The sequence below is a fragment of the Nocardioides lianchengensis genome (genome assembly GCF_900101465.1).
GTDB classification, from domain to species: Bacteria; Actinomycetota; Actinomycetes; order Propionibacteriales; family Nocardioidaceae; genus Nocardioides; species Nocardioides lianchengensis.
Map to the genome: position 1 here is coordinate 99,177 of NZ_FMZM01000001.1, position 22,360 is coordinate 121,536.

Here is a 22,360-nt window from a genome sequence, read left to right on the forward strand (position 1 = left end):
CACCAGGACGGCCCCGGACCTCGGTCCGGGGCCGTCCTGCATTTCACTGGCCGAGCAGGGCGGCGACGGCCTCGGCGTACACCTGCGTGTGCCGGTCGACGTCGGCCGTCGTGTGGTGCGGGCTGAAGAGCGCCATGTTGTGGAACGGCGTCAGCAGCACGCCGCGGTTGAGGCACCACAGGTGCAGGAACGCCTCGAGCTCCTCGTCGACCGCTGCCGCAGCGGCCGCGCCGTCGCGGGGCGGCGGGCAGAACCAGTACTCCGCGCGGCAGCCGAGCCGCTGCACGTGCCAGGGCAGCCCGTGCTCGGCGATCACCCCGGCGACGCCCTCGGTGAACCGCTCCGCCAGGGGTACGGCGACCGCGAAGTCCTCCTCGCGCAGACAGGTCGACAGCGTCGCCCGGACCGCGGCCAGCGCGAGCGCGTTGGCGGTCAGGGTGCCGCCGACCCCGGCGACGTCGATCTCGTGGCCGAGCATCGGGCCGGACAGCCGCCCGGCGACCTCGGCGCTCATGCCGTACGCCGCAGCCGGGACCCCGCCCGCGATCGCCTTGCCGACCACGACCAGGTCGGGATCCAGGCCCCAGGCGGCCGTGCAGCCGCCCGGCCCGGCGCACATCGTGTGCGTCTCGTCGACGATCAGCAGCACCCCGTGCCGCCGGGTGACCTCGCGCACGCCCGCCAGGTAGCCCTCCTCGGGGAGCACGATGCCGATGTTGGTGAGCGCGGGCTCCATCAGCAGGCAGGCGACGTCACCCTCGGCGAGGCGGCGCTCGAGGGCGTCGAGGTCGTTGAACGGCACGACCGCCGTGGTCACCGCGACGTCGACCTGTGGCCCGAGGGCGCCCGGGCGGGGGACCACCCGGTCGCCGTCCAGCACGGCCAGGGTCTCATCCACGGTGCCGTGGTAGCACCAGTCGAACACCGCGACCCGCGGACGGCCGGTGAGGTAGCGGGCGAAGCGGAGCACGAAGCGGTTGGCGTCGGTGGCCGACATGGCCAGCTGCCAGGTCGGGAGGCCGAACCGCCGGGCCAGCTCCTCGCCGACCCAGACCGCGTCGGCCGACGGCAGCATGGTGGTGATGCCGGTGCGGGCCCGCTCGGCGATCACCTCGGCCACCTGGGGGAGCGCGTGGCCGGTCATCGCGCCGGTGTCGCCGAGGCAGAGGTCGACGTACTCGACGCCGTCGACGTCGACGAGGCGGGCGCCGGAGGCCGACTCCACGAAGACCGGGAACGCCCCGGGCCAGCGGGTCATCCACGGCATCGGCACGCCCGCGAGCAGCGGTCCGCGGGCCTGCTCGGCCAGGGTGGCGGATCGGGGGTGGAGCTCGACGAAGCGGCGCTCCTCCTCGGCGTGCAGGGACTGGAGGCGGGCTCTGGCGATCATGGTCTGAACGTAGCGATCAGGGAGGATGGGCGCATGCACGAGCACGGCGTCCGACCCGCACGACCCCACCATCGGCTGACCGAGGACGGTCGCCGGATGCGGGAGGTGCTGAGCTACTCACGGCGCGGGGCGCGGTTCACCCCCAACCAGGCCGCGGCCTGGGCCGCGCACCAGGAGAAGTGGGTCATCCCGGACGAGGCCGTCGACCGGCCCGACTTCGCGTGGGCGTCGTGGTTCGGCCGCGAGGCGCCGCTGATCGTGGAGATCGGGTCGGGTGTCGGCGAGGCGACGGCCGTCCTCGCGGCGGCGCGCCCGTCGTACGACGTCCTCGCGCTCGAGGTGTGGCGGCCGGGTGTCGCCGACACGCTCTGGCGGGCGGCCGAGGCGGGGGCGGAGAACCTCCGGCTGTGCAGCGTCGACGCGGCGTGGACCCTCCAGCACCTGCTGGGCGAGGCGAGCATCAGCGAGCTGTGGACGTTCTTCCCGGACCCGTGGCACAAGAAGAAGCACCGCAAGCGCCGGCTGGTCGACGCCGACTTCGCCCGCCTGGTCTCGACCCGGCTGGTGCCGGGCGGGACCTGGCGGCTGGCCACCGACTGGGCCGACTACGCCGACCAGATGCGCGAGGTCCTCGACGCCGAGCCGGCTCTCGAAGGCGGCGTCGTCGAGCGCTGGTCCGAGCGGCCGGTCACCAAGTTCGAGCGCAAGGGCCTCGAGGTCGGCCGCGACATCACCGACCTGCGCTACGTCAGGCGCTGACTCACCGCCCGGCCACCAGCTCGTCCAGGTCGGTCCGCAGGTCGTCGTCGACCGAGCCGTCCAGGTGCTCCAGCAGCGCGCTCAGGAGCAGGGCCACGGCGACGGCGCCGGGGTCGGCAACGCCGAGCGCCCGGTCGCCGAGGTAGCTGGCCCGGCCGCGCCTGGCCACCAGCCGCGCAGTCTCACGGGCACCCGCGACCGCTGCGGCGACCGCCTCGCGGTCGAGGCGCTGGCCCGCGACCGCCGGAGCCAGGGCGTCGAGCAGCGTGCGGTCGCCCGGGACGGCGCCGCCGACCCGGGTCACCGCCTCCTGGCCCTCGCGGAGCCCGGTGACGAGGGCCGCGGACGGGTCGTCGGCTCCCTCGACCGCCGCGGCGACCGCCTGGAACACCAGGCCGAAGAGCGGACCGCTGGAGCCGCCGACGTCGTCCAGGAACGCGCCCGCCACCGCGGCCAGGTCAGCGGCGAGGTCGGCCTCCGGGCCCGGAGCCCGTCGTACGGCGGCCTGGAGGCCGTTGTCCAGGTTGGTGCCGATGTCGCCGTCGCCCGCGCGCTGGTCGAGGGCGTTGAGCCCGGGGCGACGGGCCTCGAACGTGGCGGCCAGCCCGGCCAGCCAGGGCGAGGGCTCCCCACCGGTGGCCGGCGCGGGGTCCTCGGCGGCGGCGGTGACGCCGGTCCCGAGCTCGCGGGGGCTCGGCAGCGCGACCGTGTCGTGCGGGGCCCACCAGTGCGCCAGCCAGGACTCCTCGGCGGCGGTGAGGGTGATCGAGAAGCCGCGCATGTCGAGCGCGGAGACGTAGGTGCCGGTCTCGACGCTGCGCAGCCGGCGACCCGCGGCGTCGAGCGCGCGGGCGGCCTCGGTCGCCACGTGGGCCAGCTCGAGGTTGCCGGTGCCCCCGAGCCCGTTGACCAGCAGCAGGTAGCCGTCCTCGGAGGCCGGCAGCGCGGCGAGCAGGTCGCCGACCATCCGGTCGACCAGCCTGCCCAGGTCCGGCTGGTCGATGCTCTCGGCGGCGGTCTCGCCGTGGATGCCGACGCCGTACTCGAGGGCGCCGGGGGCGACGTCGAAGGCGGGCTCACCGGTCTCGGGGGAGGTCTGCGCGCCGTGGGCGACCGCGAGGGTCCGCGAGCGGTCGACGACGCGGCGGCCGAGGGTGACGAGGTCGTCGAACGTCGCGCCGGTGTCGGCGGCGGCGCCCAGCACCTTCTCGACGACGACGGTCGCGCCGGTGCCGCGCCGCCCGACCTCATGGCCCTCGGAGCCGAGGTCGTCGTCGACCAGCACCTCGGCCACCCGGTGGCCCTCGGCGCGCAGCCGCTCGGCGGCGATGGCGAAGTTGATCCGGTCGCCGGTGTAGTTCTTCACGACGTGGATCACGCCGCCGGGCCGGGCCACCCGCGCGCTGGCGGCGTACACCTGGCGGTTGTGCGGCGAGGTGAAGACCTCGCCGGGAGCGGCGGCGTCGAGGCCGCCCGCGCCGACGAAGCCGGCGTGCATCGGCTCGTGACCCGCGCCGCCGCCGCTGACCAGCGCCACCTGTCGCTCGGGTGCGGGCCGGAGCGCCCAGACGTACGACGGGGCGGGGCTGGTGCCGACCGTGTGGCCGGAGGCGAGCGCCACCCCCTCCAGCGCGTGGGCGGAGGGGGAGACGCCGTCGGTCAGGAAGCTGCGGGCCATGTCGGACCTTCCGTCGGGAACAGGAGCAGGGTGGGGGCGGGACGCTCAGCTCCACCCTGTCCGCCGGGTCCAAGTCGACCCGGTCACCGTGGGGTGACGTCAAGGGTTATCCCCCTGGTGGCCCCCTGCGGGCCGGGGGAGGGTCGGTGGCAGCGGTCGACGACACCGCTCGCTGTCCGTTTCTCGGGACGGTGCCGACGAGGAGCCCGACCGGCTCCACTGGAGGTCAAAGCAGGATGTTGAAGCGAACAGCTCTCGGAGCGGCAGCCCTCGCCGTCACCACGCTGGCCTCGGCGGGGCTCGCCACGGGCAGCGCCAGCGCTGCGACCGGGACCGCCCCGGCGGCCGCCAAGGACGGGTCCGCGGCCCCGCTGATGCAGGCGGAGTCCGGGGCCATCAAGGGCCACTACGTCGTGATGCTGAAGGAGGGCAGCTCGCTGAAGGAGCTGCGGGCGTCGAAGAAGGAGGCCCGCGGCGAGGGTGCGCAGATCTCCGACACCTTCCGCAGCCTCAAGGGGTACGCCGCCGAGCTGAGCGCCGACGAGCTCGCCGCGGTCCGCCAGGACCCCGACGTCGCCTTCGTCCAGCAGGACGCCCAGGTCACGATCAACGAGGTCCAGGACGACGCGACCTGGGGTCTCGACCGGATCGACCAGGCGGCGCTGCCGCTCTCCGGCACCTACGAGTACACCGCCACCGGCGCGGGCGTCACGGCGTACGTCATCGACACCGGCATCAACAGCTCCCACAGCGAGTACGCCGACCGCCTCGGCGAGGGGTACGACGCCGTCGGCGACGGCAACGGCACCGAGGACTGCAACGGCCACGGCTCGCACGTCGCCGGCACCGTCGGCGGCACGACGTACGGGGTCGCCAAGGACGTCACCCTGGTGCCCGTCCGGGTGCTCGACTGCGCGGGCAGCGGCTCGTTCGCGGGCGTCGTGGACGGCATGGACTGGGTGGCCGGCCAGGGCGGACCGGCGGTCGCCAACATGAGCCTCGGCGGTCCGGCCGACGCCGCGATCGACGAGGCCGTCGAGCGGCTCACCTCGGCCGGCGTGACCACCGTCGTCGCCGCGGGCAACGAGACCTCCGACGCCTGCGGCAGCTCGCCGGCAGCGGCTCCCTCGGCGATCACCGTCGCGGCCTCCAACAGCAGCGACGAGCTCGCCTACTTCTCCAACTTCGGCTCGTGCGTCGACATCATCGCCCCCGGCGAGGACATCACCTCCGCCTGGATCGGTGGCTCCACCGCGACGGACACGATCTCCGGCACGTCGATGGCCTCCCCGCACGTCGCGGGTGCCGCAGCGCTCTACCTGGAGTCCAACCCCGGTGCCAGCCCGGCGGACGTCTCGGCCGGCCTGACCGGCGCGGCGACCCCGGACGCGATCGCCGACCCCGCCGGTTCGCCCAACCTGCTCCTGTTCACCGGCTTCTGACCCACCCCGCCTGTGGATGAGCTCGCCGAGTCGGCGCACATGTGCGCCGACTCGGCGGACTTGTCCACAGGCGGCGTTCTACGCTGACGCGCGTGACCGCGTCCCTGGAGAAGAGCGTCGGGGCGCGGCGGCTCCACCGGGCCTGGCCGGTCGCGATCATCACGATGGCCGCACTGATCGCGGCCGCCGGCTTCCGCTCGTCGACCGGAGCGCTGCTCGAGCCGCTCGAGGAGGACTTCGGCTGGTCACGGGCCACCACCAGCGGCGCGGTCAGCCTCAACCTGATCGTCTACGGCCTGACCGCCCCGTTCGCGGCCGCGCTCATGGAGCGCTTCGGCGTACGACGGGTGGTCGCCGCCTCGCTGACCCTCGTCGCGGCCGGCTCGGGTCTCACCCTGGTGATGACCGAGGCCTGGCAGCTGTGGCTGCTGTGGGGGTTCGCGGTCGGGGTCGGGACCGGCTCGCTGGCCCTGGTCTTCGGCGCGATCGTCGCCAACCGCTGGTTCGTCCGGCACCGCGGCCTCGTGGTCGGTGTGTTCTCGGCGGCCAGCTCGACCGGTCAGCTGGTGTTCCTGCCGGCCATCGCGCACCTGGCCGACGGGCCGGGCTGGCGCTGGGCCGCGGGCCTGGTGACGGCGTTCGCGCTGGCCCTGGTGCCGTTCGTCCTGTGGCTGATGCGGGACCAGCCGGCCGACGTCGGCGCCACGCCGTACGGCGCTCCGGCGGACTGGACGCCCCCGCCGCCCGTCACCGCCTCGCGCGGCGCGGCCGCCGCCGCGCTGACCACCCTGCGCGGCGTGTCCCGTTCGCGGACGTTCTGGATCCTGTTCGCGACGTTCTGGATCTGCGGGTGGTCGACCAACGGCCTGATCGGCACCCACTTCATCCCGGCCGCCCACGACCACGGCATGGCCCAGACGACGAGCGCGAGCCTGCTCGCCCTGGTCGGCGTCTTCGACATCGTCGGGACCATCGCCAGCGGCTGGCTCACCGACCGGGTCGACCCGCGCAAGCTGCTCTTCGCCTACTACGGCCTGCGCGGTCTCTCCCTGCTGTGGGTCCACCTGCTGCTCGGCCCGCAGGTGCACCCGAGCCTGTTCCTGTTCGTCGTGTTCTACGGCCTCGACTGGGTGGCGACGGTGCCCCCGACGGTGGCTCTGTGCCGCCAGCACTTCGGCATCGAGAGGGCCGGGGTGGTGTTCGGCTGGGTCTTCGCCAGCCACATGGTCGGCGCCGGCGTCGCCGCGAGCTTCGCCGGGTGGGTCCGGCAGGCCAACGGCGACTACTTCGCCGCCTGGATCACCGCCGGCGTGCTCTGCCTGCTGGCCGCCGGCCTGTGCCTGTTCATCCCGGAGCGCCCCGACGAGAGGGCTCTCAACCTTTCGGCGCCCTGAGGTGTCTTCTCCGGGTGTGACGTTCGAGGAGTTCATGGCCGCGCGCTGGGCGCCGCTGTTCCGTACGGCGTACCTGCTCACCGGTGACCGGCACCAGGCCGAGGACCTGCTGCAGGACGCCCTGGCCCGCACCTGCGTGCGCTGGTCGTCGATCCGCGACACGCGCGCGGCCGACGGCTACGTCCGCCAGGCGATGGTCCGGCAGATGACCCGGCAGTGGCCCAAGCGGCGTCGCGAGGTGCCGACCGACGAGCTGCCGGAGTCGTCGTACGCCGGCGGCCTCGACGTGCGTGCCGAGCACCTCGACCTGTGGGCGGAGGTACGCCGGCTGCCGCCGCGGATGCGGGCCACCCTGGTGCTCCGCTACGTCGAGGACCTCACCGTCGAGGCGACGGCCCAGGAGCTCGGCTGCTCCGTCGGCTCGGTCAAGAGCCAGACCCACCACGCCCTCCAGCGGCTGCGCGCCGCCCTGCCCGATGCCCGGACCCTGATCGAGGAGCTGTCATGAACCAGGTCCGCACCACCCTCAGCGCCGTCCGCGACGCCGTCGACGTCCCCGCCCCCGACCGGGTCGCCCTCCAGGCCCGGGTCCGCGCCGCGCGTCGCCGTCGTACGACGGGCCGCACCGCGGTCGCGCTCGTGGCGGCGGTCGCGGTGACCGCGGCAGCGGCGGGCGTCGGCCGGCTCCTTCCCGAGGCGGACCGGGCCCCGGTGGCCAGCGGGTCCCCGCTGGAGGTCGACGACCCGAGTCGGGTCGTCGGCTTCGTGGTGCAGGGCCGCCTGGTCGTCGGCGGGCCGGCCGGCTTCACCGTGACGGGCATCCCGGCGCGCAACGTGCTGGGTGTCCTCGGGGGACGGGTGCTGCTCTCGGACGGGGCGGGGGACCTGGTGGCCGTGCCGGTCGATCAGGACGGGGTGCCCGGGAAGGCCGAGAGGCTGGGCACGGGTCTCCGGGACTACCTGGACCCGGCGGGCGGTCGGATCATCACCCAGCAGGAGGACGACACCTACCGGGCGTGGTCGCCCGAGACCCGGACCTGGACCGACCTGGACGTCGACCCCGCCGACGGCGGCAGCGCCGCAGCCTTCGACGGTGACCACCGGGTCGACTCGGGACCTGACGGCTACCTCCTCACCGGCACCGGCGGCCCGGTCCGGTCGCTGCCGACCGGGGGAGGCATCATCGATGAGGACCTGGTGGCCGGAGTGCTGGCGTTGGAGACGTCGCACGGCGCTCGCTTCTTCGACGCGAGCACGGGCGAGCTCCTGTCCCGGATCCGCGGCGCGGGCTACAGCGGCCGGCTCGCTCCGGACGGCACGAGCTACGCCCGCACCGCGCCGGACGGGGTGACACTGGTCGACCCACGCGACGGACGTCTCTCGCCGGTGGCGACGGAGGTCGACGGCTCCGCGACAGGCATCGCGTGGACCGGACCCGACACGTTCGTCGTCGCCGCACGCGGCGACCAGACCGCCACCGGCACCGGCACCGGCACCCTCCAGGAGTGCGACGCGGTCGAGCGGACCTGCCGGCTGCTCTACCAGGACCCGTCCGGGACGCTGAAGCTGACGTCCTGAGGCTAGACCTCGAAGCCCTGGAAGTCCGCGGGCACGTAGTCGCGGTGCTCGACCAGCACCATCCAGTTGCCGGAGTTGTCCCGCATCAGGGCCTCGACACCGTACGGCCGCTCGGTCGGCTCCTGCAGGAACACGACGCCCTTGGCGGACAGCTCCTCGTAGGTCTTCCGGCAGTCGTCGACGGCCAGCCCCAGGCCCGGCAGCCCGCCCTCGGCCTGGGCCCGTCGCATGGCCGCGACCAGGTCGTCCGACAGTGGTGCCGACGGCGTCGTCAGGTGCACCTGGAGCTCCGGCTGGTTCGGGTGCACGACGGTGCACCAGCGGAAGTCCTCGCCGAACATGAGGTCCTCCCTCGCCGTGAAGCCGAGGACGTCGGTGTAGAAGGCGAGCGCGTCGTCGATGTCGGTGACGAAGACGCTGACCAGGGAGATGTTGGTGATCATGCGGCCAGGCTAGGGACGTCGTACGGCGGGTTGCTTCTCCCAGGTTGCGACAACCACAGCCACCCCACAGCCGGGGTACGGCGCCCGCACCGCCCGGGCTCGCAGGATCGACAACATGACCTCGCGACTCGCCCCCGTCCTGACCTTCGTCGGCGTCCTGGCCGCCGGCGTGCTCCCCGCCGGCCTGCTCGGCGTCGACACCAGCCTGCGCGTCGCAGGCGCGGCCGCCCTGCTGGCCGTGGCCCTGGCCGCGGCCGGTGTCGCGGCGGCCTCGCTCGTCCTGCGCCGGCGGCTCGGCGAGCTGCGGCACCTGCCCGACCTGGGCCGCCACTTCGTCACCCGCCACGAAGGGGCCCGGGTCACCGGCATCAGCCACGACGAGGGCGGCGTCACGCTGCTCGTCGCGAGCGAGGAGGTGCAGACGATGGTGCTCGACGAGTCCGGGACGCCCGACCACGTCAGCGGCGGCGGTCCCGGCACCTCCCGCTGGCGGATCCCGGGGACCGCCCGCCTCAGCGACGCCCAGGCCGGATCGGTCGAGGCGCTGCTGACCGAGGCGACCCCGGTCCGGGTCGTCTCATCCGGCGTGGTCGGGCTGGCCGGACCGGTCGCCACCGGCTGGCGGCTGGAGGCCCGCAACGGGCTGGTCCTCTCCAGCGGGCTCTGACCCGCGACGTTCGGCCAGCCCCCACATGAAGACGTAGCAGCCGGGCACCCGCGGGACGCCGGACTCGGCGTACCGTCGCTGGAACGCGCTGGGTGTCTCGCCGACCAGCTGCCGGAACCGGCTGCTGAACGAGCCGAGGCTGGAGAACCCCACCGCGTGGCAGACCTCGGTCACCGTCAGGTTGGTCGTGCGGAGCAGGTCCTGGGCGCGCTCGATGCGCCGTTCGGAGAGGTACGCCGCCGGGCTGCGCCCGTAGGTCGCGGTGAACAGTCGCTGGAAGTGGTACTTGCTGATGCCGGCCACGGCGGCCAGCGCCGGCAGGTCCAGCGGCTCCGCGAAGTTCCGGTCGGCGTGGTCCCGGGCGCGGCGCAGGTGGACGAGCGTGTCGTCGGGGGCCCGCCGGCTCATCGGCGCCGGGTCAGCCGCCGCCGGAGCTCGGCCTCACGGGCCAGGCGGGCGGCGTCCCGCTCGCGGCGAGCCGCGATGACCGCCGCCAGGAACGCCTCGGGCGGGGTGCCCGGCGGCGGCGCGGGTGCGACGTGCACGGACACCCGCCCGGCGAGGTCCAGCCCGATCCGCTGCCGGGAGGCCGGGTCGAGGGAGGGGAGGCGGGAGAGGTACTGGCGCACCGCCAGCGCCAGCCCGGTCGGCAACGCGGTCAGGTCGGCGGTCCGGGCCCAGCCGGCCAGCGGCGGCGGCATCTGCGGGGGCGGGGCGAGCCGCAGCCGGACCCGCTCGCGCACGACGTACGTCCCGGCGGCGTAGTCGCCCAGCCGCTTCCCGCGGGGGCTGATCAGGGCGCAGATGAACGCGGGCGCGCCGGTGAAGGCCCAGATCTCGACCACGGCGATCAGCGAGCGGACGAAGGCGTGCTGGGCGCTGATCGGACCGGCGTCGTCGCGGACGGTCCGCAGCCCCATCGCGAGCTTGCCGACCGAGCGGCCCTGCGTGAGGGTCTCGATCGCCGTCGGGTAGACCAGGAACACGGTGATCAGGGTGCCGATGATCGCGATGTGGAAGATCGCGCCGTCGGCCTGCAGGGCGGCGACGACGAAGACCAGCAGCACCACGAACAGCAGCACGATGGTGAGGCAGACGTCGATCAGCGACGACACCATCCGTACCCCGAGCCCGGCCGGCGGCAGGTCGAGCGCCACGGCCTCGCCGGTGACGAGGTCGTCGCTGGTGAGGGTGGCGAACTCCGGGGCTGACATCGGGTCGAAGTCTATGGGCGCGCGCGCCACTAGGGTGATCGCGTGGATCTCGACGCCTACGTGCTCGCGCACGCCCACGAGTGGCAGCGCCTGGAGGACCTGGTTCGTCGTCGGCGGCTGAGCGGTGCCGAGAGCGATGAGCTGGTCGAGCTCTACCAGCGGGTGGCGACGCACCTCTCCGTGCTGCGCACCTCCGCACCCGACGGGGCGACGATCGCCTACCTCTCCTCCCTCCTGGCCAAGGCCCGATATCGCACCGTCGGTGCCCGGGTCGGCTCCTGGCGCGGCGTCGCCCGGTTCTTCACCGACCGCTTCCCGGCCGCGCTCTACCGGCTGCGCTGGTGGTGGCTGGGCTGCCTGGTCGCCAACGCGGTCGTGATCGCGGTGATGATGATCTGGCTGGTCCAGCACCCCGCGGTCGAGCAGAGCCTGCTGTCGCCGGCCGAGGTCGACCAGCTCGTCAACGAGGACTTCGAGGGCTACTACAGCGAGTACGCCGCCGGGAACTTCGCCGCCCAGGTCTGGATCAACAACGCCTGGGTCGCCGCGCTCTGCGTGGCCCTGGGGATCCTGGGGTTCCCGGTCGTCTACCTGCTGTTCCAGAACATCGCCAACCTCGCGATCATCGGCTCGATCATGCACCGCCACGACCACGGGCAGCACTTCTGGGGACTGCTGCTCCCGCACGGACTGCTGGAGCTGACCGCGGTCTTCGTCGCCGGCGGCGTCGGCCTGCGCCTGTTCTGGTCCTGGGTCGAGCCGCGTGGCCTGACCCGCACCCAGTCGATCGCCCGCGAGGGCCGCACCGCCGGCACCGTCGCGCTCGGGCTCGTCGCCGTGCTGCTCGTCAGCGGGATCATCGAGGGTTTCGTGACGCCGTCCGGCCTGCCCACCTGGGCCCGGCTCGCGATCGGCGTCCTCGCCGAGGTTCTCTTCTTCGCCTACGTCTTCGTCCTCGGCCGCCAGGCGGTCCTCCGCGGCAGCACCGGCGACGTCGACGCCGCGCTGCTGGAGGACCGGGTGGCCATGCAGGAGTAGGACGCTCTCAGAGCAGTCCGCGCGCCTTCAACGACAGGTAGTGGTCGGCCAGCGCCGGCGGTAGCCGCTCGGCGTCGGCGTCGATCACCTCGACGCCGAGGGCGCCGAGCAGGTCGGCGGTGGCTCGCCTCCGGCGCAGCGCCTGCTCGGCCGCGGCGGCGCCGTACACGTCGTCGACAGAGGTACGGCGCCCGGCCAGCTCCTCCAACGCCGGATCGCGCACGGAGGCGACGACGACCCGGTGGTGGCGGGTCAGCGTGGGCAGGACCGGCAGCAGACCCTCCTCGACGGCCGCGGGCTCCAGCGGGGTCAGCAGCACCAGCAGCGCGCGCTGGCGGCCGAGGGCGGTGACCGCGCCGGCGAGCGCGCCCCAGTCGGCCTCGACGATCACCGGCTCAAGGTCGGCCATCACGTCCTGGAGCCGGGCCGCGACGTCTCGTGAGCCGGCCGAGCGAAGCCGGGCCCGGACGCGCCGGTCGCCGGCGACGAAGTCGACCCGGTCACCGGCGCGGGCCGCGAGGGCGGCGAGGAGCAGGGTCGCGTCCATCGCCGAGTCGAGACGGGGGACGTCCGCGACCCGGCCGGCCGAGGTCCGCGACGTGTCGAGCACGAGCACCACCCGGCGATCCCGCTCGGGCTGCCAGGTCCGGACCACGACGTTGCGGTTGCGGGCCGACGCGCGCCAGTCGATCGAGCGGACGTCGTCGCCGCGGACGTACTCCCGCAGCGAGTCGAACTCCGTCCCCTGCCCGCGCACCCGCACGGCCGCGCGCCCGTCGAGCTCCCGCAATCGGGCGAGCCGCGAGGGCAGGTGCCGGCGGGACGGGAAGGCCGGCAGGGACCGCACGTGCCCCGGCGCGTCGAGGGTCGCCTGCCGCGCGGCGAGCCGCAGCGGACCGTGCGCGCGGACGGTCACCCCGAGGGCCCGCAGGTCACCGCGCCGGCGGGGGAGGAGCGGGGTGCGCAGCACGGTCGCCTCACCGGGCCCGAGCGAGACCCGGTGCCGGTTCGCGCTCGCGCCGGCGGTCGGCTGCCAGGCGTCCCGGACGAGCGCCCGGACCCGGCGCGTGCCGTCGTTGGCCAGCCGTACCTGCGACTCGGCGGGCTCGCCGATCCGGACCGCTCCGACCGGCCGCCGCTCGACCTGCAGCCGGACCGGCCTCGGCGCGAGCAGCACGTCGGCCACCACGACCAGCGCGACCGCAGCCAGCCAGAGCCACACCGTGCTGGCGGCAGGCCGCAGCACCACCGGGACCAGGCCCAGCAGCAGGAGCAGCGGCACGCGGCCGGAGATCGCCACGGCTAGCGGGGGACCGGGACGGAGCCCAGGGCCGAGGCCAGCACCTGCGCGACGTCGACCCCCTCGAGCTCGGCCTCGGGCCGCAGCGCGAGGCGGTGCACGAGGGTGGCGTGGGCGAGCGCCTTCACGTCGTCGGGGGTGACGAAGTCGCGGCCGGTCAGCCAGGCCCAGGCCCGCGACGCTCGGAGCAGCGCGGTGGCGCCGCGCGGGCTCACGCCGAGGCTGAGTGACGGCGACTCGCGGGTGGCGCGGGCGATGTCGACGATGTAGCCGGCGACCTCCGGCGAGACCTGCACCCGTCGTACGGCGGCCTGCCCGGCGGCGATGTCGTCCGGCCCGGCGACCGCCGTGACCCCCGCGGCGGCCACGTCGCGCGGGTCGAACCCGTCCGCGTGCCGGCGCAGGATCTCCAGCTCGTCGGCCCGCGGCGGGATCGGCAGCACGACCTTCAGCAGGAACCGGTCCAGCTGGGCCTCGGGGAGCGGGTAGGTGCCCTCGTACTCGACCGGGTTCTGGGTCGCGGCCACCAGGAACGGCCGGGGGAGAGGGTGCGAGACGCCGTCGACCGACACCTGCCCCTCCTCCATCGCCTCCAGCAGCGCCGACTGGGTCTTCGGCGGGGTCCGGTTGATCTCGTCGGCCAGGAGCAGGTTGGTGAACACCGGGCCCTCGCGGAAGCTGAGCTCGCCCGCGTGGGAGTCGATCACCATCGAGCCTGTGATGTCGCCCGGCATCAGGTCCGGGGTGAACTGCACCCGCCGGGTCCCGACGTCGAGCGCGCCGGCGAGGGTCCGCACCAGCAGCGTCTTGGCCGTGCCGGGCACCCCCTCCATCAGCACGTGGCCACCGCACAGCAGCGCGACCAGCAGCCCGGAGACGGCGGCGTCCTGGCCGACCACCGCCTTGGCCACCTCGGCCCGGACAGCGACCAGCCGGTCGCGCGCGCCGGCGTCGGCGAAGGGGTTCTCGGTCATCCTCGTCGTACCTCTTCCTCGAGTGCGGCCAGCTCGGTGGCCAGGGCGATCAGGTCCTTGTCGTGGCCCGGCGCAGCAGCGTCCGGGCCGAGGAGGGCGTGCACGTCGGGCTCCGCCCGCCCCGTGCGTACGGCGACCGCGCGCACCAGGTCCGCGGGCGCGGTGCCGGTCCCCAGGGCGAGCCGCTCGGCCAGCCGGGTCCGGGCGCCGGCCCGCAGCGCGGCCGCGGCGTGGCCCCGGTCGCCGCTGCGCCGGTAGAGCCGACCCTGGCTGCGGGTGGTCTCGGCCGCGGTCACCACGACCGGCAGCGGCTCGACCGCCAGCCGGCCCAGCCGTCGGCCCCGCCAGAGCATCAGCGAGCCGACGACCAGGGTCAGCAGGAGCAGACCGGGCCCGATCCAGCGGGGTACGAGGCTGGCGGCGCTGACCCCGTCGGAGCCGGTGAGGTCGGCCAGGTCGGGGACGTACCAGACCAGGCGCTCCTCCTGGCCGAGCAGGCGGAGCGCGAGCGCCGCGTTGTCGGCACGCAGCACCTGGTCGTTGGTCAGGGCCTCGTCGGCGCCGAGGAGCACGAGGTTGCCCGGACCGTCGACCAGGACCGCGCCCTCGTCGTCGGCGAAGCAGCCCGGACCGGGGTAGGCGAGCGCCTGGTCGACGGCGATCTCGAGGTCGCCGACCAGCGGGTCCGAGCAGTCGGCAGCCCGCCCGTCGCCCAGCGCCACCGACGACGGCGCGCCGACCCCGAGTGCTCCGGCTGCTCCCGGCGCGGCGCCGACGACGACGACCTGCGCGGCCGGTGCCCCGTGGTCGAGCAGCTGCTCGACGGTCGAGTCGCCGAGCAGGTCGGGTCGGGTGACGAGCACTGTCGTGGCCTCGTCCACCGTCGCCGCCTCGAGGGCGTCGGCGCCACGGGCCACGTCGACGTCGACCCCCTCGTCCGCCAGCACCCGGGCCACCGCCCGGGCACCGTCGGGTGCCGGATTGTCGGGATCGAGCGGATCGGTCGTGCTGGCCGGACCGCCGAGCACGACCGCAGCGACGACGCCGAGCAGCAGCACGACCGCGACCAGCAGGCTCGACCGGTGCCGACGGCCGGTGGCGACGAGGGTGCTCACCGGACCCCCTCGAGCGCGTCGTCGAGGGCGAGGACACCGGCGGCCTGCTCGCGGGTGGCGCGGCGGTCGCCGTACCTGACCTGGTCGAAGATGCCGGCACCGGCGATCACCCGCTCCCGCAGGTCCGGGCGGTCGGACGCCAGGGCCGCCGCGACCTCGTGGGCGGTCGCGCCGGGTCGGTCGTCGAGCCGGCCCTGCTCGACCTGGCCGACGGTCAGGGCGCGGAAGCCCTCGACCACCGCGTCCTCGTACCGCTCCTCGGCCATGGCGGCCCGGGCCCGGGCCCGCAGCTCCGCCGACGAGACGGCCTCGTCGCCGAGCACCGCGCCGGCCCGTTCCGCCCGCGGCGCGGACCGGACCCGCGACACCAGCAGACCGAGGCCGACCAGGAGCAGCACCGCGACCAGGAGCGCCGCGGCGGTGCTGAGCGGGGGAGCCCCACTCGCCGCATCGACGGTGTCGTCGAACCACCGCCCGACCGCGTCGAGGATCTGCTGCAGCACGTTCCGGTCGTGGTACTCCGGGCGGACCAGCTCCTCCCGGAGCCGCGCACGGGCGTCGTCGGGCGAGGGGACGAGCGGAGGGTCGGACAGCGGCATCCGGAGCAGCGGGCTCACCGCTCGACGATCCCCGCCATGCCGAGCAGCTCGACGTCGAACGCCTCCTTGCGCATCCGGAGGTCGACGTACTGCAGCGTCGCCACCGCGGCCGTGAACGGGGTGACGAAGGCCGAGGCCACGATCGTGCTCAGCCCCGTCGTGGCCTCGACGGCCAGCACGCCCGCCGAGCCGTCGACGAACGCGGCCGCCACCTCGCCGAGGATGAGGAAGGGCACCGCGAGCATCGACGCGGCCACGCCCGTCACGACGATGGTGAGCAGGGCGATCCCGAAGGTGCGCCAGAACGCGCGACGGGTCAGGCCGTGGCCGCGCCGGATCGCACCGAGCACGCCCACGTCCTCCAGCATCAGCGCGGGCACGGGCAGGTAGTAGACCCGGATCCAGAACCACCACATCAGGCCCACGAAGAGCGGACCGCCGACCAGCCCGTAGAGGACGCGTGCGGCCAGGCCGTCGACGAGCAGCCACGACGCGGCGTAGGCCCCGACGAGCAGCACGGTCAGCAGACCCAGGAGCAGGGTCAGCCCGACCAGGCGCCAGCGCCGTCCCTGCGTGGCGGCCCAGGCCTGGCCGATCGTCATCCTTCGCCCGGTCGCGGCCGCCAGCACCACGTGCGCCACCGTGCCGGACACCACCAGCGTCCCGAGGGACTGCAGGAGCATCGGCAGGACCGTGGTGGAGAGGAACTGCGCCGTCCCTCCGTAGGTGTCGGTGAGCGAGTCCCCGCTCGACCCGGAGAACGCGGTGGACCGGGTGAACGTCGCCCCGAGGGCGAGCAGGGCCGCCACGGTCAGCAGCGTGAGCACCGTGCTCACCACGGTGACCAGCACCGCGACCCCGGCCGTGGCCTTCGGGTTGTAGCGAATGATCTTGAAGGCGCCGTCATACACGTCGCCGAGCCCGAGCGGGCGCAGCGGGATCGCGCCCGGCTTGTGGGCGGCCCCGAGCATGCTCGCCGCGGGCGGCCAGGGACCGGACGGCGGGGCGGGGTACGGCGGCGGCCACCCGGCCGGGGGCTGCTGCTGCCACCCAGGCGGTGCCTGCGGTGCCTGCGGGGGCGGCTGCTGCCAGCCCGGCGGCGGTGGTGGCTGCGAGCCCGGGGGCGGGTAGCTCTCGTGGCCCGACATCTGAACTCCCGTTTCCGCTCCGGTCTCCGGCGCGCCCATCCTGTCAGGCGGGCGCGCCGCCCGCGTCAGCGCTTCGACAGGTGGTCCGGCAGCACGCACGCCTCGTCGAGACCCAGCACCCGGTTGAGCCGCCCGAAGGCGATCCAGGAACCGAGGCACATCGACAGCTCGACGATCTCGCGGTCGGAGTAGGCCGCCTTCATCCGGGTCCAGAAGCCGTCGTCCAGGCCGTGGTGGTCGAGCGCGTACCGCTCGGCGTACTCCGCGGCGAGCCGGGCGCGCTCGTCGAGGGCCGGGCTGGTGCGCCAGGCGGTGACGGCCTCGTCGAAGCCGTCCTCGACCTTCACGCCGTCGCGCTCGGTGCGCCAGTCCTGGCAGAACAGGCAGCCGTTGATCTGGGCGGTGCGCAGCCGGGCGGCCTCGAACGTGCGCAGCTCGATGGTGCCGTGCTCGTAGACGGCCTGGGAGAACGTCGCCGCGGCGGGGCCGATGCCGGGGACCATCTGGCCCCAGACGTACATGAGGGGGTCCTTGCCCTCGGGGATGTCGACGATCATGAGGTCACCTTCCGATGGATGCAGGGGTCGTGCGGCCGAGGCGGCCGGTGGGTGGAGCGAGCGGTACGTCGAGCCCGTCGTACAGGCCGGGCTCGGCGGTGAGCAGCCACGGGATGGCGTTCACCAGCCGGTTGGCGGCGGTCGCGTTGCCGCCGGCGGCGCGGTTGCCGATGCCGTCGACGAACTCGTCGGTGGCCTCGAGGCTGACCTCGATGCGCGGCCGACCCTCGATCACCACCTTGTGCGCGCCGTCGCCGCCGTCGGGCGGGACGGGCCAGTCGGGGGCGACGCCGGGGGTGATCCGGGTGACGTGCTCGACGACGATGAGCGGCTCGCCGCCGACGACCCCCTGCACCTCGAAGCGCAGCGCGCCCTGGCTCCCGGCGACGAAGGTGCCCATCTGGTTGGTGACGTCGGCGTCGAGGGCCCGGCGGTCGAGCGTCTCGCGGATCTCGTCGAGCTCGACGCCGAGTGCCCGCGCGATCATCCGCACCTGGCCGCCCCAGACCATCGTCGGCACCCCGGCGGCGACCATCGGCGGCTCGTAGTCCATCGGCTCGCCCATCCCGACCAGGAAGCGCACCGCGTCGGGGGCGTCGTACGTCGCGTAGTCGAAGATCTCCTGGCAGCGGACCTGGTCGATGGTCCCGGCGAGGGAGCTGACGAGCACCGGCAGCAGGTCGTTGCCCCAGCCGGGATCGACCCCGCTGACGAAGAGGGCCGAACGTCCCGCGCGGGCCGCGGCCAGCAGCGGCTCCCGCATCGCGGCAGGGGCGTTGCGCTGGTCGTAGAGCGCGTAGACGGCCGGGGTCACCACGACCGCGCCGGCGGCCAGGGCGCGGGCCACGTCGGCGAGCGCCTCGTCGGGTCGGACGTCGCCCGACGCCATGTAGGCCACGGCGCCCCCACCCCCGAGAGCGGCGAGCGCGGTGTCGACGTCCGCAGTGGCCGGTACGCCGAGGGGCCGGTCGAGGCCCGCGAGCTCACCCGCATCGCGGCCGACCTTGTCGGGATTGGCCACCAGCGCGCCGACGAGCTCGAGGCCCGGGTGGGCGGCCACGGCCCGGATCGACGCGCGGCCCATGTTCCCCGTGCCCCAGACGACGACGGGTACGCTCTGACCAGCGGATCCCGCGTCGGAATAGAACGTGTTCTCGTTCTGCATGGTCGGACAGTAGCCGACACCGACGGCCCCGGTCAGGGGCACGAGCCGCCGAATTTGGCGCTGCTGGGGATGTCTGCCAAGATAGTCCGGTTGCTCCGGTGGGTCACCGGGGTGCGGCACATCTTGACTACTGAATCGCGTCTCCCTCTCCAACTTGGAGATCCTCGGTGGTCTGGTGTGCGTCCGCACCGGCTCTGCAGTGATGCAGAGGGGAGACCCGATCATCTCGACACACCGTCGAGGGCCACACACAACCAAGCTCAGGATCCCGGTCCTGTGTTGCGCCTCAGGGCCGCGACACGCCCGACCGCGGGGGTCGGAGCAGGGTGGCGAGCAGCAGGGCAGGACCTACTCAGCCGGAGGACGTCCTGGACAAGCACGCGGCAGCTGAGAAGTAAGGACGAGAGAGACCTATGGCGGGACAGAAGATCCGCATCAGGCTCAAGGCCTATGACCACGAGGTGATCGACACCTCGGCGCGCAAGATCGTGGACACGGTCACCCGCACGGGTGCCAAGGTCGCCGGCCCGGTGCCGCTGCCGACCGAGAAGAACGTGTACTGCGTCATCCGCTCGCCCCACAAGTACAAGGACTCCCGCGAGCACTTCGAGATGCGCACCCACAAGCGCCTCATCGACATCATCGACCCCACGCCGAAGACGGTCGACTCGCTGATGCGGCTCGACCTGCCTGCCGGCGTCGACATCGAGATCAAGCTCTGAGGTCTGAGGACATGACTTTCGAACGCAACGCGAAGGGGCTGCTGGGCACCAAGCTCGGCATGACCCAGCTGTGGGACGAGAACAACCGCGTCGTCCCCGTGACCGTGATCGCCGCCGGCACCAACGTCGTGACGCAGGTGCGCACGCCCGAGGTCGACGGCTACAACGCCGTCCAGATCGGCTTCGGCGAGATCGAGGCCCGCAAGGTCACCAAGCCCGAGACCGGCCACTTCGAGAAGGCCGGCGTCACGCCGCGCCGCCACGTGGTCGAGATCCGGACGACCGCCGCGACCGAGTACACCGTGGGCCAGGAGCTGCCCGTCGACACCTTCGCCGCCGGCGAGGAGATCGACGTGACCGGCACCAGCAAGGGCAAGGGCTTCGCCGGCGTCATGAAGCGCCACGGCTTCGCCGGTGTCTCGGCCTCGCACGGTGCTCACCGCAACCACCGCAAGCCCGGCTCGATCGGCGCCTGCGCGACCCCCGGTCGCGTGTTCAAGGGTGTCCGGATGGCCGGCCGGATGGGCAACGACACCGTCACCACGCAGAACATCACCGTGCACGCCGTCGACGTCGAGCGTGGCCTGATCCTCCTCAAGGGCGCCGTTCCCGGCCCCAAGGGTGGGCTCGTGGTCCTGCGCTCGGCCGCCAAGAAGACTCAGGAGGCCTGAGCATGGCTACCAAGAGCACCGCGAAGACCGTCAAGGTCGAGCTGCCCGCCGAGATCTTCGACGTGGCCGTCAACGTGCCGCTGATCCACCAGGTCGTCGTGGCCCAGCAGGCTGCCGCTCGTCAGGGCACGCACTCCACCAAGCGTCGCGGCGAGGTCCGCGGTGGTGGCCGCAAGCCCTACAAGCAGAAGGGCACCGGCCGCGCCCGCCAGGGCTCGACCCGCGCGCCGCAGTTCGCCGGTGGTGGCGTCGTCCACGGCCCCAAGCCGCGTGACTACGACCAGCGCACCCCCAAGAAGATGAAGGCCGCCGCCCTGCGCGGTGCCCTCTCCGACCGGGCCCGCAACGAGCGCATCCACGTCGTCGACGCCCTGGTCTCCGGCGACGCGCCGTCGACCAAGGCCGCGCTGGCCGCGCTCGCCGGCCTGGCCGACCGCGTCAACTTCCTGGTCGTGCTGGAGCGCACCGACACCGTCACCTGGCTCTCCCTGCGCAACGCGCAGGAGGTCCACCTGGTGGCCGTCGACCAGCTCAACACCTACGACGTGCTCGCGGCTGACGACATCGTCTTCAGCAAGGGCGCCTACGACGCGTTCGTGAGCGGTACCGCCAAGGAGGTCTCCAAGTGAGCACCCTGCACAAGGACCACCGCGACATCCTGATCGCGCCGGTCGTGTCCGAGAAGAGCTACAGCCTCCTCGACGCCAACAAGTACACCTTCATCGTGCGTCCCGACGCCAACAAGACCGAGATCAAGATCGCGGTCGAGAAGGTCTTCGGCGTCAAGGTCACCTCGGTGAACACGATCAACCGCGTCGGCAAGACGCGCCGTACCCGCAACGGGCTCGGCAAGCGCAAGGACACCAAGCGCGCGATCGTCTCGCTCGCCGAGGGCCACCGCATCGACATCTTCGGAGGTCCGGTCTCCTGACCGGGCTCTGAGATCACGAGGACTGAGATATGGCTATCCGCAAGTACAAGCCGACCACCCCGGGCCGTCGTGGCTCCTCGGTGGCCGACTTCGTCGAGATCACCCGGACCACGCCGGAGAAGTCGCTGACGCGTCCGCTGCCCAAGAAGGGCGGCCGCAACAACCAGGGCCGGATCACCACCCGGCACCAGGGCGGCGGTCACAAGCGTGCCTACCGCATCATCGACTTCCGTCGCTACGACAAGGACGGCGTGCCGGCCAAGGTCGCGCACATCGAGTACGACCCGAACCGCACCGCGCGCATCGCGCTCCTGCACTACGCCGACGGCGAGAAGCGCTACATCGTCGCGCCGAAGGGCCTGGAGCAGGGCACGCCGGTCGAGTCGGGCCCGAACGCCGACATCAAGCCGGGCAACAACCTGCCGCTGCGCAACATCCCCGTCGGTTCGACCATCCACTGCGTGGAGCTGCGGCCGGGCGGCGGTGCCAAGATGGCCCGCTCCGCCGGCAACAGCGCCCAGCTGGTCGCCCGTGAGGGCAGCCGCGCCACGCTGCGTCTGCCCTCGGGCGAGATGCGCTTCGTCGACGTGCGCTGCCGCGCCACGATCGGCGAGGTCGGCAACGCCGAGCAGTCGAACATCAACTGGGGCAAGGCCGGCCGGATGCGTTGGAAGGGCAAGCGCCCGACCGTCCGCGGTGTCGTCATGAACCCGGTCGACCACCCGCACGGTGGTGGCGAGGGCAAGACCTCCGGTGGCCGTCACCCGGTCTCCCCGTGGGGCAAGCCCGAGGGCCGCACGCGCAAGCGCAAGGCCTCCGACTCCCAGATCATCCGTCGCCGCAAGTCCGGCAAGGGTAGGAAGTAACTGAGATGCCTCGCAGCCTGAAGAAGGGCCCCTTCATCGACGACCACCTTCAGAAGAAGGTGGACGCGGAGAACGCCAAGGGTTCCCACAACGTCATCAAGACGTGGTCGCGCCGCTCCATGATCATCCCCGACATGATCGGCCACACCATCGCCGTGCACGACGGCCGCAAGCACGTCCCGGTGTTCGTGACCGACTCGATGGTCGGCCACAAGCTGGGCGAGTTCGCCCCGACCCGCACCTACCGCGGGCACGTGAAGGAAGACCGGAAGGGACGTCGCCGATGAGCACGACCGAGCGTCAGCGCACCAGCGCCCGCCGCGAGACGCTGCTCGGCGACCAGCCGGGAGCCTTCGCGACCGCCCGCTTCGCGCGGATCACCCCGATGAAGGCCCGTCGCGTCGTCGACCTGGTCCGCGGCCTGCCCGTGGACGAGGCCCTCTCGCTCCTGCAGTTCGCGCCGCAGGCCGCCTCCGAGACCGTCTACAAGGTCCTTGAGAGCGCCGTCGCCAACGCGACGACGACCGAGGGCCTCGACGCCGGTGACCTCGTGGTCGCCGGTGCCCAGGTCGACGAGGGTCCGACGATGAAGCGCTGGCGCCCCCGGGCCCAGGGCCGCGCGACCCGCATCAACAAGCGCACCAGCCACATCACGCTGGTCGTGCAGCCGGCCGCCGTGGTCGCCGAGAAGAAGGGACGGAAGGCCTGA

26 protein-coding genes are annotated in these 22,360 nt (G+C 73.4%); 14 read left to right on the top strand and 12 right to left on the bottom strand.

Going from position 1 to position 22,360, the window contains the following annotated elements:
- Window positions 1–43: 43 nt before the first annotated feature.
- Window positions 44–1,390 carry a transaminase gene (locus BLT76_RS00530; RefSeq protein WP_090849683.1) on the bottom strand — a complete coding sequence of 449 codons (1,347 nt, stop codon included), beginning with the start codon at window positions 1,388–1,390 and terminating at the stop codon, window positions 44–46.
- A 33-nt stretch (window positions 1,391–1,423) separates the two neighbouring features.
- Between BLT76_RS00530 and trmB the strand changes: the two genes are divergently transcribed.
- Entirely contained in the window at window positions 1,424–2,149 is a 726-nt protein-coding gene (gene trmB / locus BLT76_RS00535; protein WP_090849685.1) for a tRNA (guanosine(46)-N7)-methyltransferase TrmB, read from the top strand.
- Between the two features lies 1 nt (window position 2,150).
- Here trmB and BLT76_RS00540 read toward each other — a convergent pair whose 3' ends face one another.
- Window positions 2,151–3,827, bottom strand: coding sequence for a dihydroxyacetone kinase subunit DhaK (locus BLT76_RS00540; protein WP_090849687.1), 1,677 nt, complete (start codon window positions 3,825–3,827; stop codon window positions 2,151–2,153).
- Window positions 3,828–4,063: 236 nt separating this feature from the next.
- Here BLT76_RS00540 and BLT76_RS00545 point away from each other — a divergent pair, with 236 nt between their 5' ends.
- From BLT76_RS00545 to BLT76_RS00560, 4 genes are all read left to right on the top strand, one after another.
- Window positions 4,064–5,269: a S8 family peptidase gene (locus BLT76_RS00545; protein WP_090849689.1), complete on the top strand. Its 1,206-nt coding sequence runs from the start codon at window positions 4,064–4,066 to the stop codon at window positions 5,267–5,269.
- A 92-nt stretch (window positions 5,270–5,361) separates the two neighbouring features.
- A complete protein-coding gene (locus tag BLT76_RS00550; RefSeq protein WP_244509198.1) occupies window positions 5,362–6,663 on the top strand; it encodes an MFS transporter in 1,302 nt (433 codons plus the stop codon).
- A 16-nt stretch (window positions 6,664–6,679) separates the two neighbouring features.
- A complete protein-coding gene (locus BLT76_RS00555) occupies window positions 6,680–7,171 on the top strand; it encodes a SigE family RNA polymerase sigma factor (RefSeq protein WP_244509199.1) in 492 nt (163 codons plus the stop codon).
- Window positions 7,168–8,241 (top strand): WD40 repeat domain-containing protein, encoded by a 1,074-nt coding sequence (locus BLT76_RS00560; RefSeq protein WP_090849694.1) that lies wholly within the window; start codon window positions 7,168–7,170, stop codon window positions 8,239–8,241. The genes BLT76_RS00555 and BLT76_RS00560 overlap by 4 nt, the downstream gene beginning before the upstream one ends.
- Before the next feature lie 2 nt (window positions 8,242–8,243).
- Here BLT76_RS00560 and BLT76_RS00565 read toward each other — a convergent pair whose 3' ends face one another.
- The gene (locus tag BLT76_RS00565) at window positions 8,244–8,684 is read right to left on the bottom strand and encodes a VOC family protein (RefSeq protein ID WP_090849696.1); all 441 of its coding nucleotides are present in this window, start codon (window positions 8,682–8,684) and stop codon (window positions 8,244–8,246) included.
- Between the two features lie 115 nt (window positions 8,685–8,799).
- Here BLT76_RS00565 and BLT76_RS00570 point away from each other — a divergent pair, with 115 nt between their 5' ends.
- Window positions 8,800–9,351 (top strand): hypothetical protein, encoded by a 552-nt coding sequence (locus BLT76_RS00570; RefSeq protein WP_090849698.1) that lies wholly within the window; start codon window positions 8,800–8,802, stop codon window positions 9,349–9,351.
- Here BLT76_RS00570 and BLT76_RS00575 read toward each other — a convergent pair.
- Window positions 9,262–9,759, bottom strand: a complete 498-nt coding sequence (locus tag BLT76_RS00575) for a helix-turn-helix domain-containing protein (RefSeq protein WP_090849700.1) — start codon at window positions 9,757–9,759, stop codon at window positions 9,262–9,264. The genes BLT76_RS00570 and BLT76_RS00575 overlap by 90 nt on opposite strands.
- Window positions 9,756–10,565 carry an RDD family protein gene (locus tag BLT76_RS00580; protein ID WP_090849702.1) on the bottom strand — a complete coding sequence of 270 codons (810 nt, stop codon included), beginning with the start codon at window positions 10,563–10,565 and terminating at the stop codon, window positions 9,756–9,758. Before BLT76_RS00580 ends, BLT76_RS00575 begins: the two co-directional genes overlap by 4 nt.
- A 42-nt stretch (window positions 10,566–10,607) precedes the next feature.
- Here BLT76_RS00580 and BLT76_RS00585 point away from each other — a divergent pair, with 42 nt between their 5' ends.
- Window positions 10,608–11,603, top strand: a complete 996-nt coding sequence (locus BLT76_RS00585) for a stage II sporulation protein M (RefSeq protein ID WP_090849704.1) — start codon at window positions 10,608–10,610, stop codon at window positions 11,601–11,603.
- A gap of 7 nt (window positions 11,604–11,610) precedes the next feature.
- Here the strand turns inward: BLT76_RS00585 and BLT76_RS00590 are convergent, their stop codons facing one another.
- The 7 genes from BLT76_RS00590 to BLT76_RS00620 all read right to left on the bottom strand — a co-directional run bounded on the left by BLT76_RS00590 (window position 11,611) and on the right by BLT76_RS00620 (window position 18,461).
- Entirely contained in the window at window positions 11,611–12,903 is a 1,293-nt protein-coding gene (locus tag BLT76_RS00590) for a DUF58 domain-containing protein (protein WP_090849706.1), read from the bottom strand.
- A gap of 2 nt (window positions 12,904–12,905) precedes the next feature.
- A complete protein-coding gene (locus tag BLT76_RS00595) occupies window positions 12,906–13,877 on the bottom strand; it encodes an AAA family ATPase (RefSeq protein WP_090849708.1) in 972 nt (323 codons plus the stop codon).
- Window positions 13,874–14,992: a DUF4350 domain-containing protein gene (locus BLT76_RS00600; protein ID WP_090849710.1), complete on the bottom strand. Its 1,119-nt coding sequence runs from the start codon at window positions 14,990–14,992 to the stop codon at window positions 13,874–13,876. Before BLT76_RS00600 ends, BLT76_RS00595 begins: the two co-directional genes overlap by 4 nt.
- Window positions 14,989–15,609, bottom strand: coding sequence for a DUF4129 domain-containing protein (locus BLT76_RS00605; RefSeq protein WP_090849712.1), 621 nt, complete (start codon window positions 15,607–15,609; stop codon window positions 14,989–14,991). The genes BLT76_RS00600 and BLT76_RS00605 overlap by 4 nt, the downstream gene beginning before the upstream one ends.
- A complete protein-coding gene (locus BLT76_RS00610; RefSeq protein ID WP_170866888.1) occupies window positions 15,606–16,739 on the bottom strand; it encodes a hypothetical protein in 1,134 nt (377 codons plus the stop codon). The genes BLT76_RS00605 and BLT76_RS00610 overlap by 4 nt, the downstream gene beginning before the upstream one ends.
- A gap of 65 nt (window positions 16,740–16,804) precedes the next feature.
- On the bottom strand, window positions 16,805–17,296 hold the full coding sequence (locus BLT76_RS00615; protein WP_090849716.1) for a carboxymuconolactone decarboxylase family protein: 492 nt from the start codon (window positions 17,294–17,296) through the stop codon (window positions 16,805–16,807).
- A 4-nt stretch (window positions 17,297–17,300) separates the two neighbouring features.
- The gene (locus BLT76_RS00620) at window positions 17,301–18,461 is read right to left on the bottom strand and encodes an NAD(P)H-dependent amine dehydrogenase family protein (RefSeq protein WP_090849718.1); all 1,161 of its coding nucleotides are present in this window, start codon (window positions 18,459–18,461) and stop codon (window positions 17,301–17,303) included.
- A 413-nt stretch (window positions 18,462–18,874) separates the two neighbouring features.
- Between BLT76_RS00620 and rpsJ the strand changes: the two genes are divergently transcribed.
- From rpsJ to rplV, 7 genes are read left to right on the top strand one after another with little or no spacing between them, the layout of a single operon-like run.
- Window positions 18,875–19,183: a 30S ribosomal protein S10 gene (gene rpsJ, locus BLT76_RS00625; RefSeq protein ID WP_008360994.1), complete on the top strand. Its 309-nt coding sequence runs from the start codon at window positions 18,875–18,877 to the stop codon at window positions 19,181–19,183.
- An 11-nt stretch (window positions 19,184–19,194) separates the two neighbouring features.
- Window positions 19,195–19,854: a 50S ribosomal protein L3 gene (gene rplC, locus BLT76_RS00630; RefSeq protein WP_090849720.1), complete on the top strand. Its 660-nt coding sequence runs from the start codon at window positions 19,195–19,197 to the stop codon at window positions 19,852–19,854.
- A gap of 2 nt (window positions 19,855–19,856) precedes the next feature.
- Window positions 19,857–20,483, top strand: coding sequence for a 50S ribosomal protein L4 (gene rplD, locus BLT76_RS00635; RefSeq protein WP_090849721.1), 627 nt, complete (start codon window positions 19,857–19,859; stop codon window positions 20,481–20,483).
- On the top strand, window positions 20,480–20,785 hold the full coding sequence (gene rplW, locus BLT76_RS00640; RefSeq protein WP_090849723.1) for a 50S ribosomal protein L23: 306 nt from the start codon (window positions 20,480–20,482) through the stop codon (window positions 20,783–20,785). Before rplD ends, rplW begins: the two co-directional genes overlap by 4 nt.
- Window positions 20,786–20,814: 29 nt before the next feature.
- Window positions 20,815–21,651, top strand: a complete 837-nt coding sequence (gene rplB, locus BLT76_RS00645) for a 50S ribosomal protein L2 (protein WP_090849725.1) — start codon at window positions 20,815–20,817, stop codon at window positions 21,649–21,651.
- 5 nt (window positions 21,652–21,656) lie between these two features.
- Complete coding sequence (gene rpsS / locus BLT76_RS00650; protein ID WP_090849727.1) at window positions 21,657–21,938, top strand: 30S ribosomal protein S19; 282 nt, start codon at window positions 21,657–21,659, stop codon at window positions 21,936–21,938.
- Entirely contained in the window at window positions 21,935–22,360 is a 426-nt protein-coding gene (gene rplV, locus BLT76_RS00655; protein WP_090849730.1) for a 50S ribosomal protein L22, read from the top strand. The genes rpsS and rplV overlap by 4 nt, the downstream gene beginning before the upstream one ends.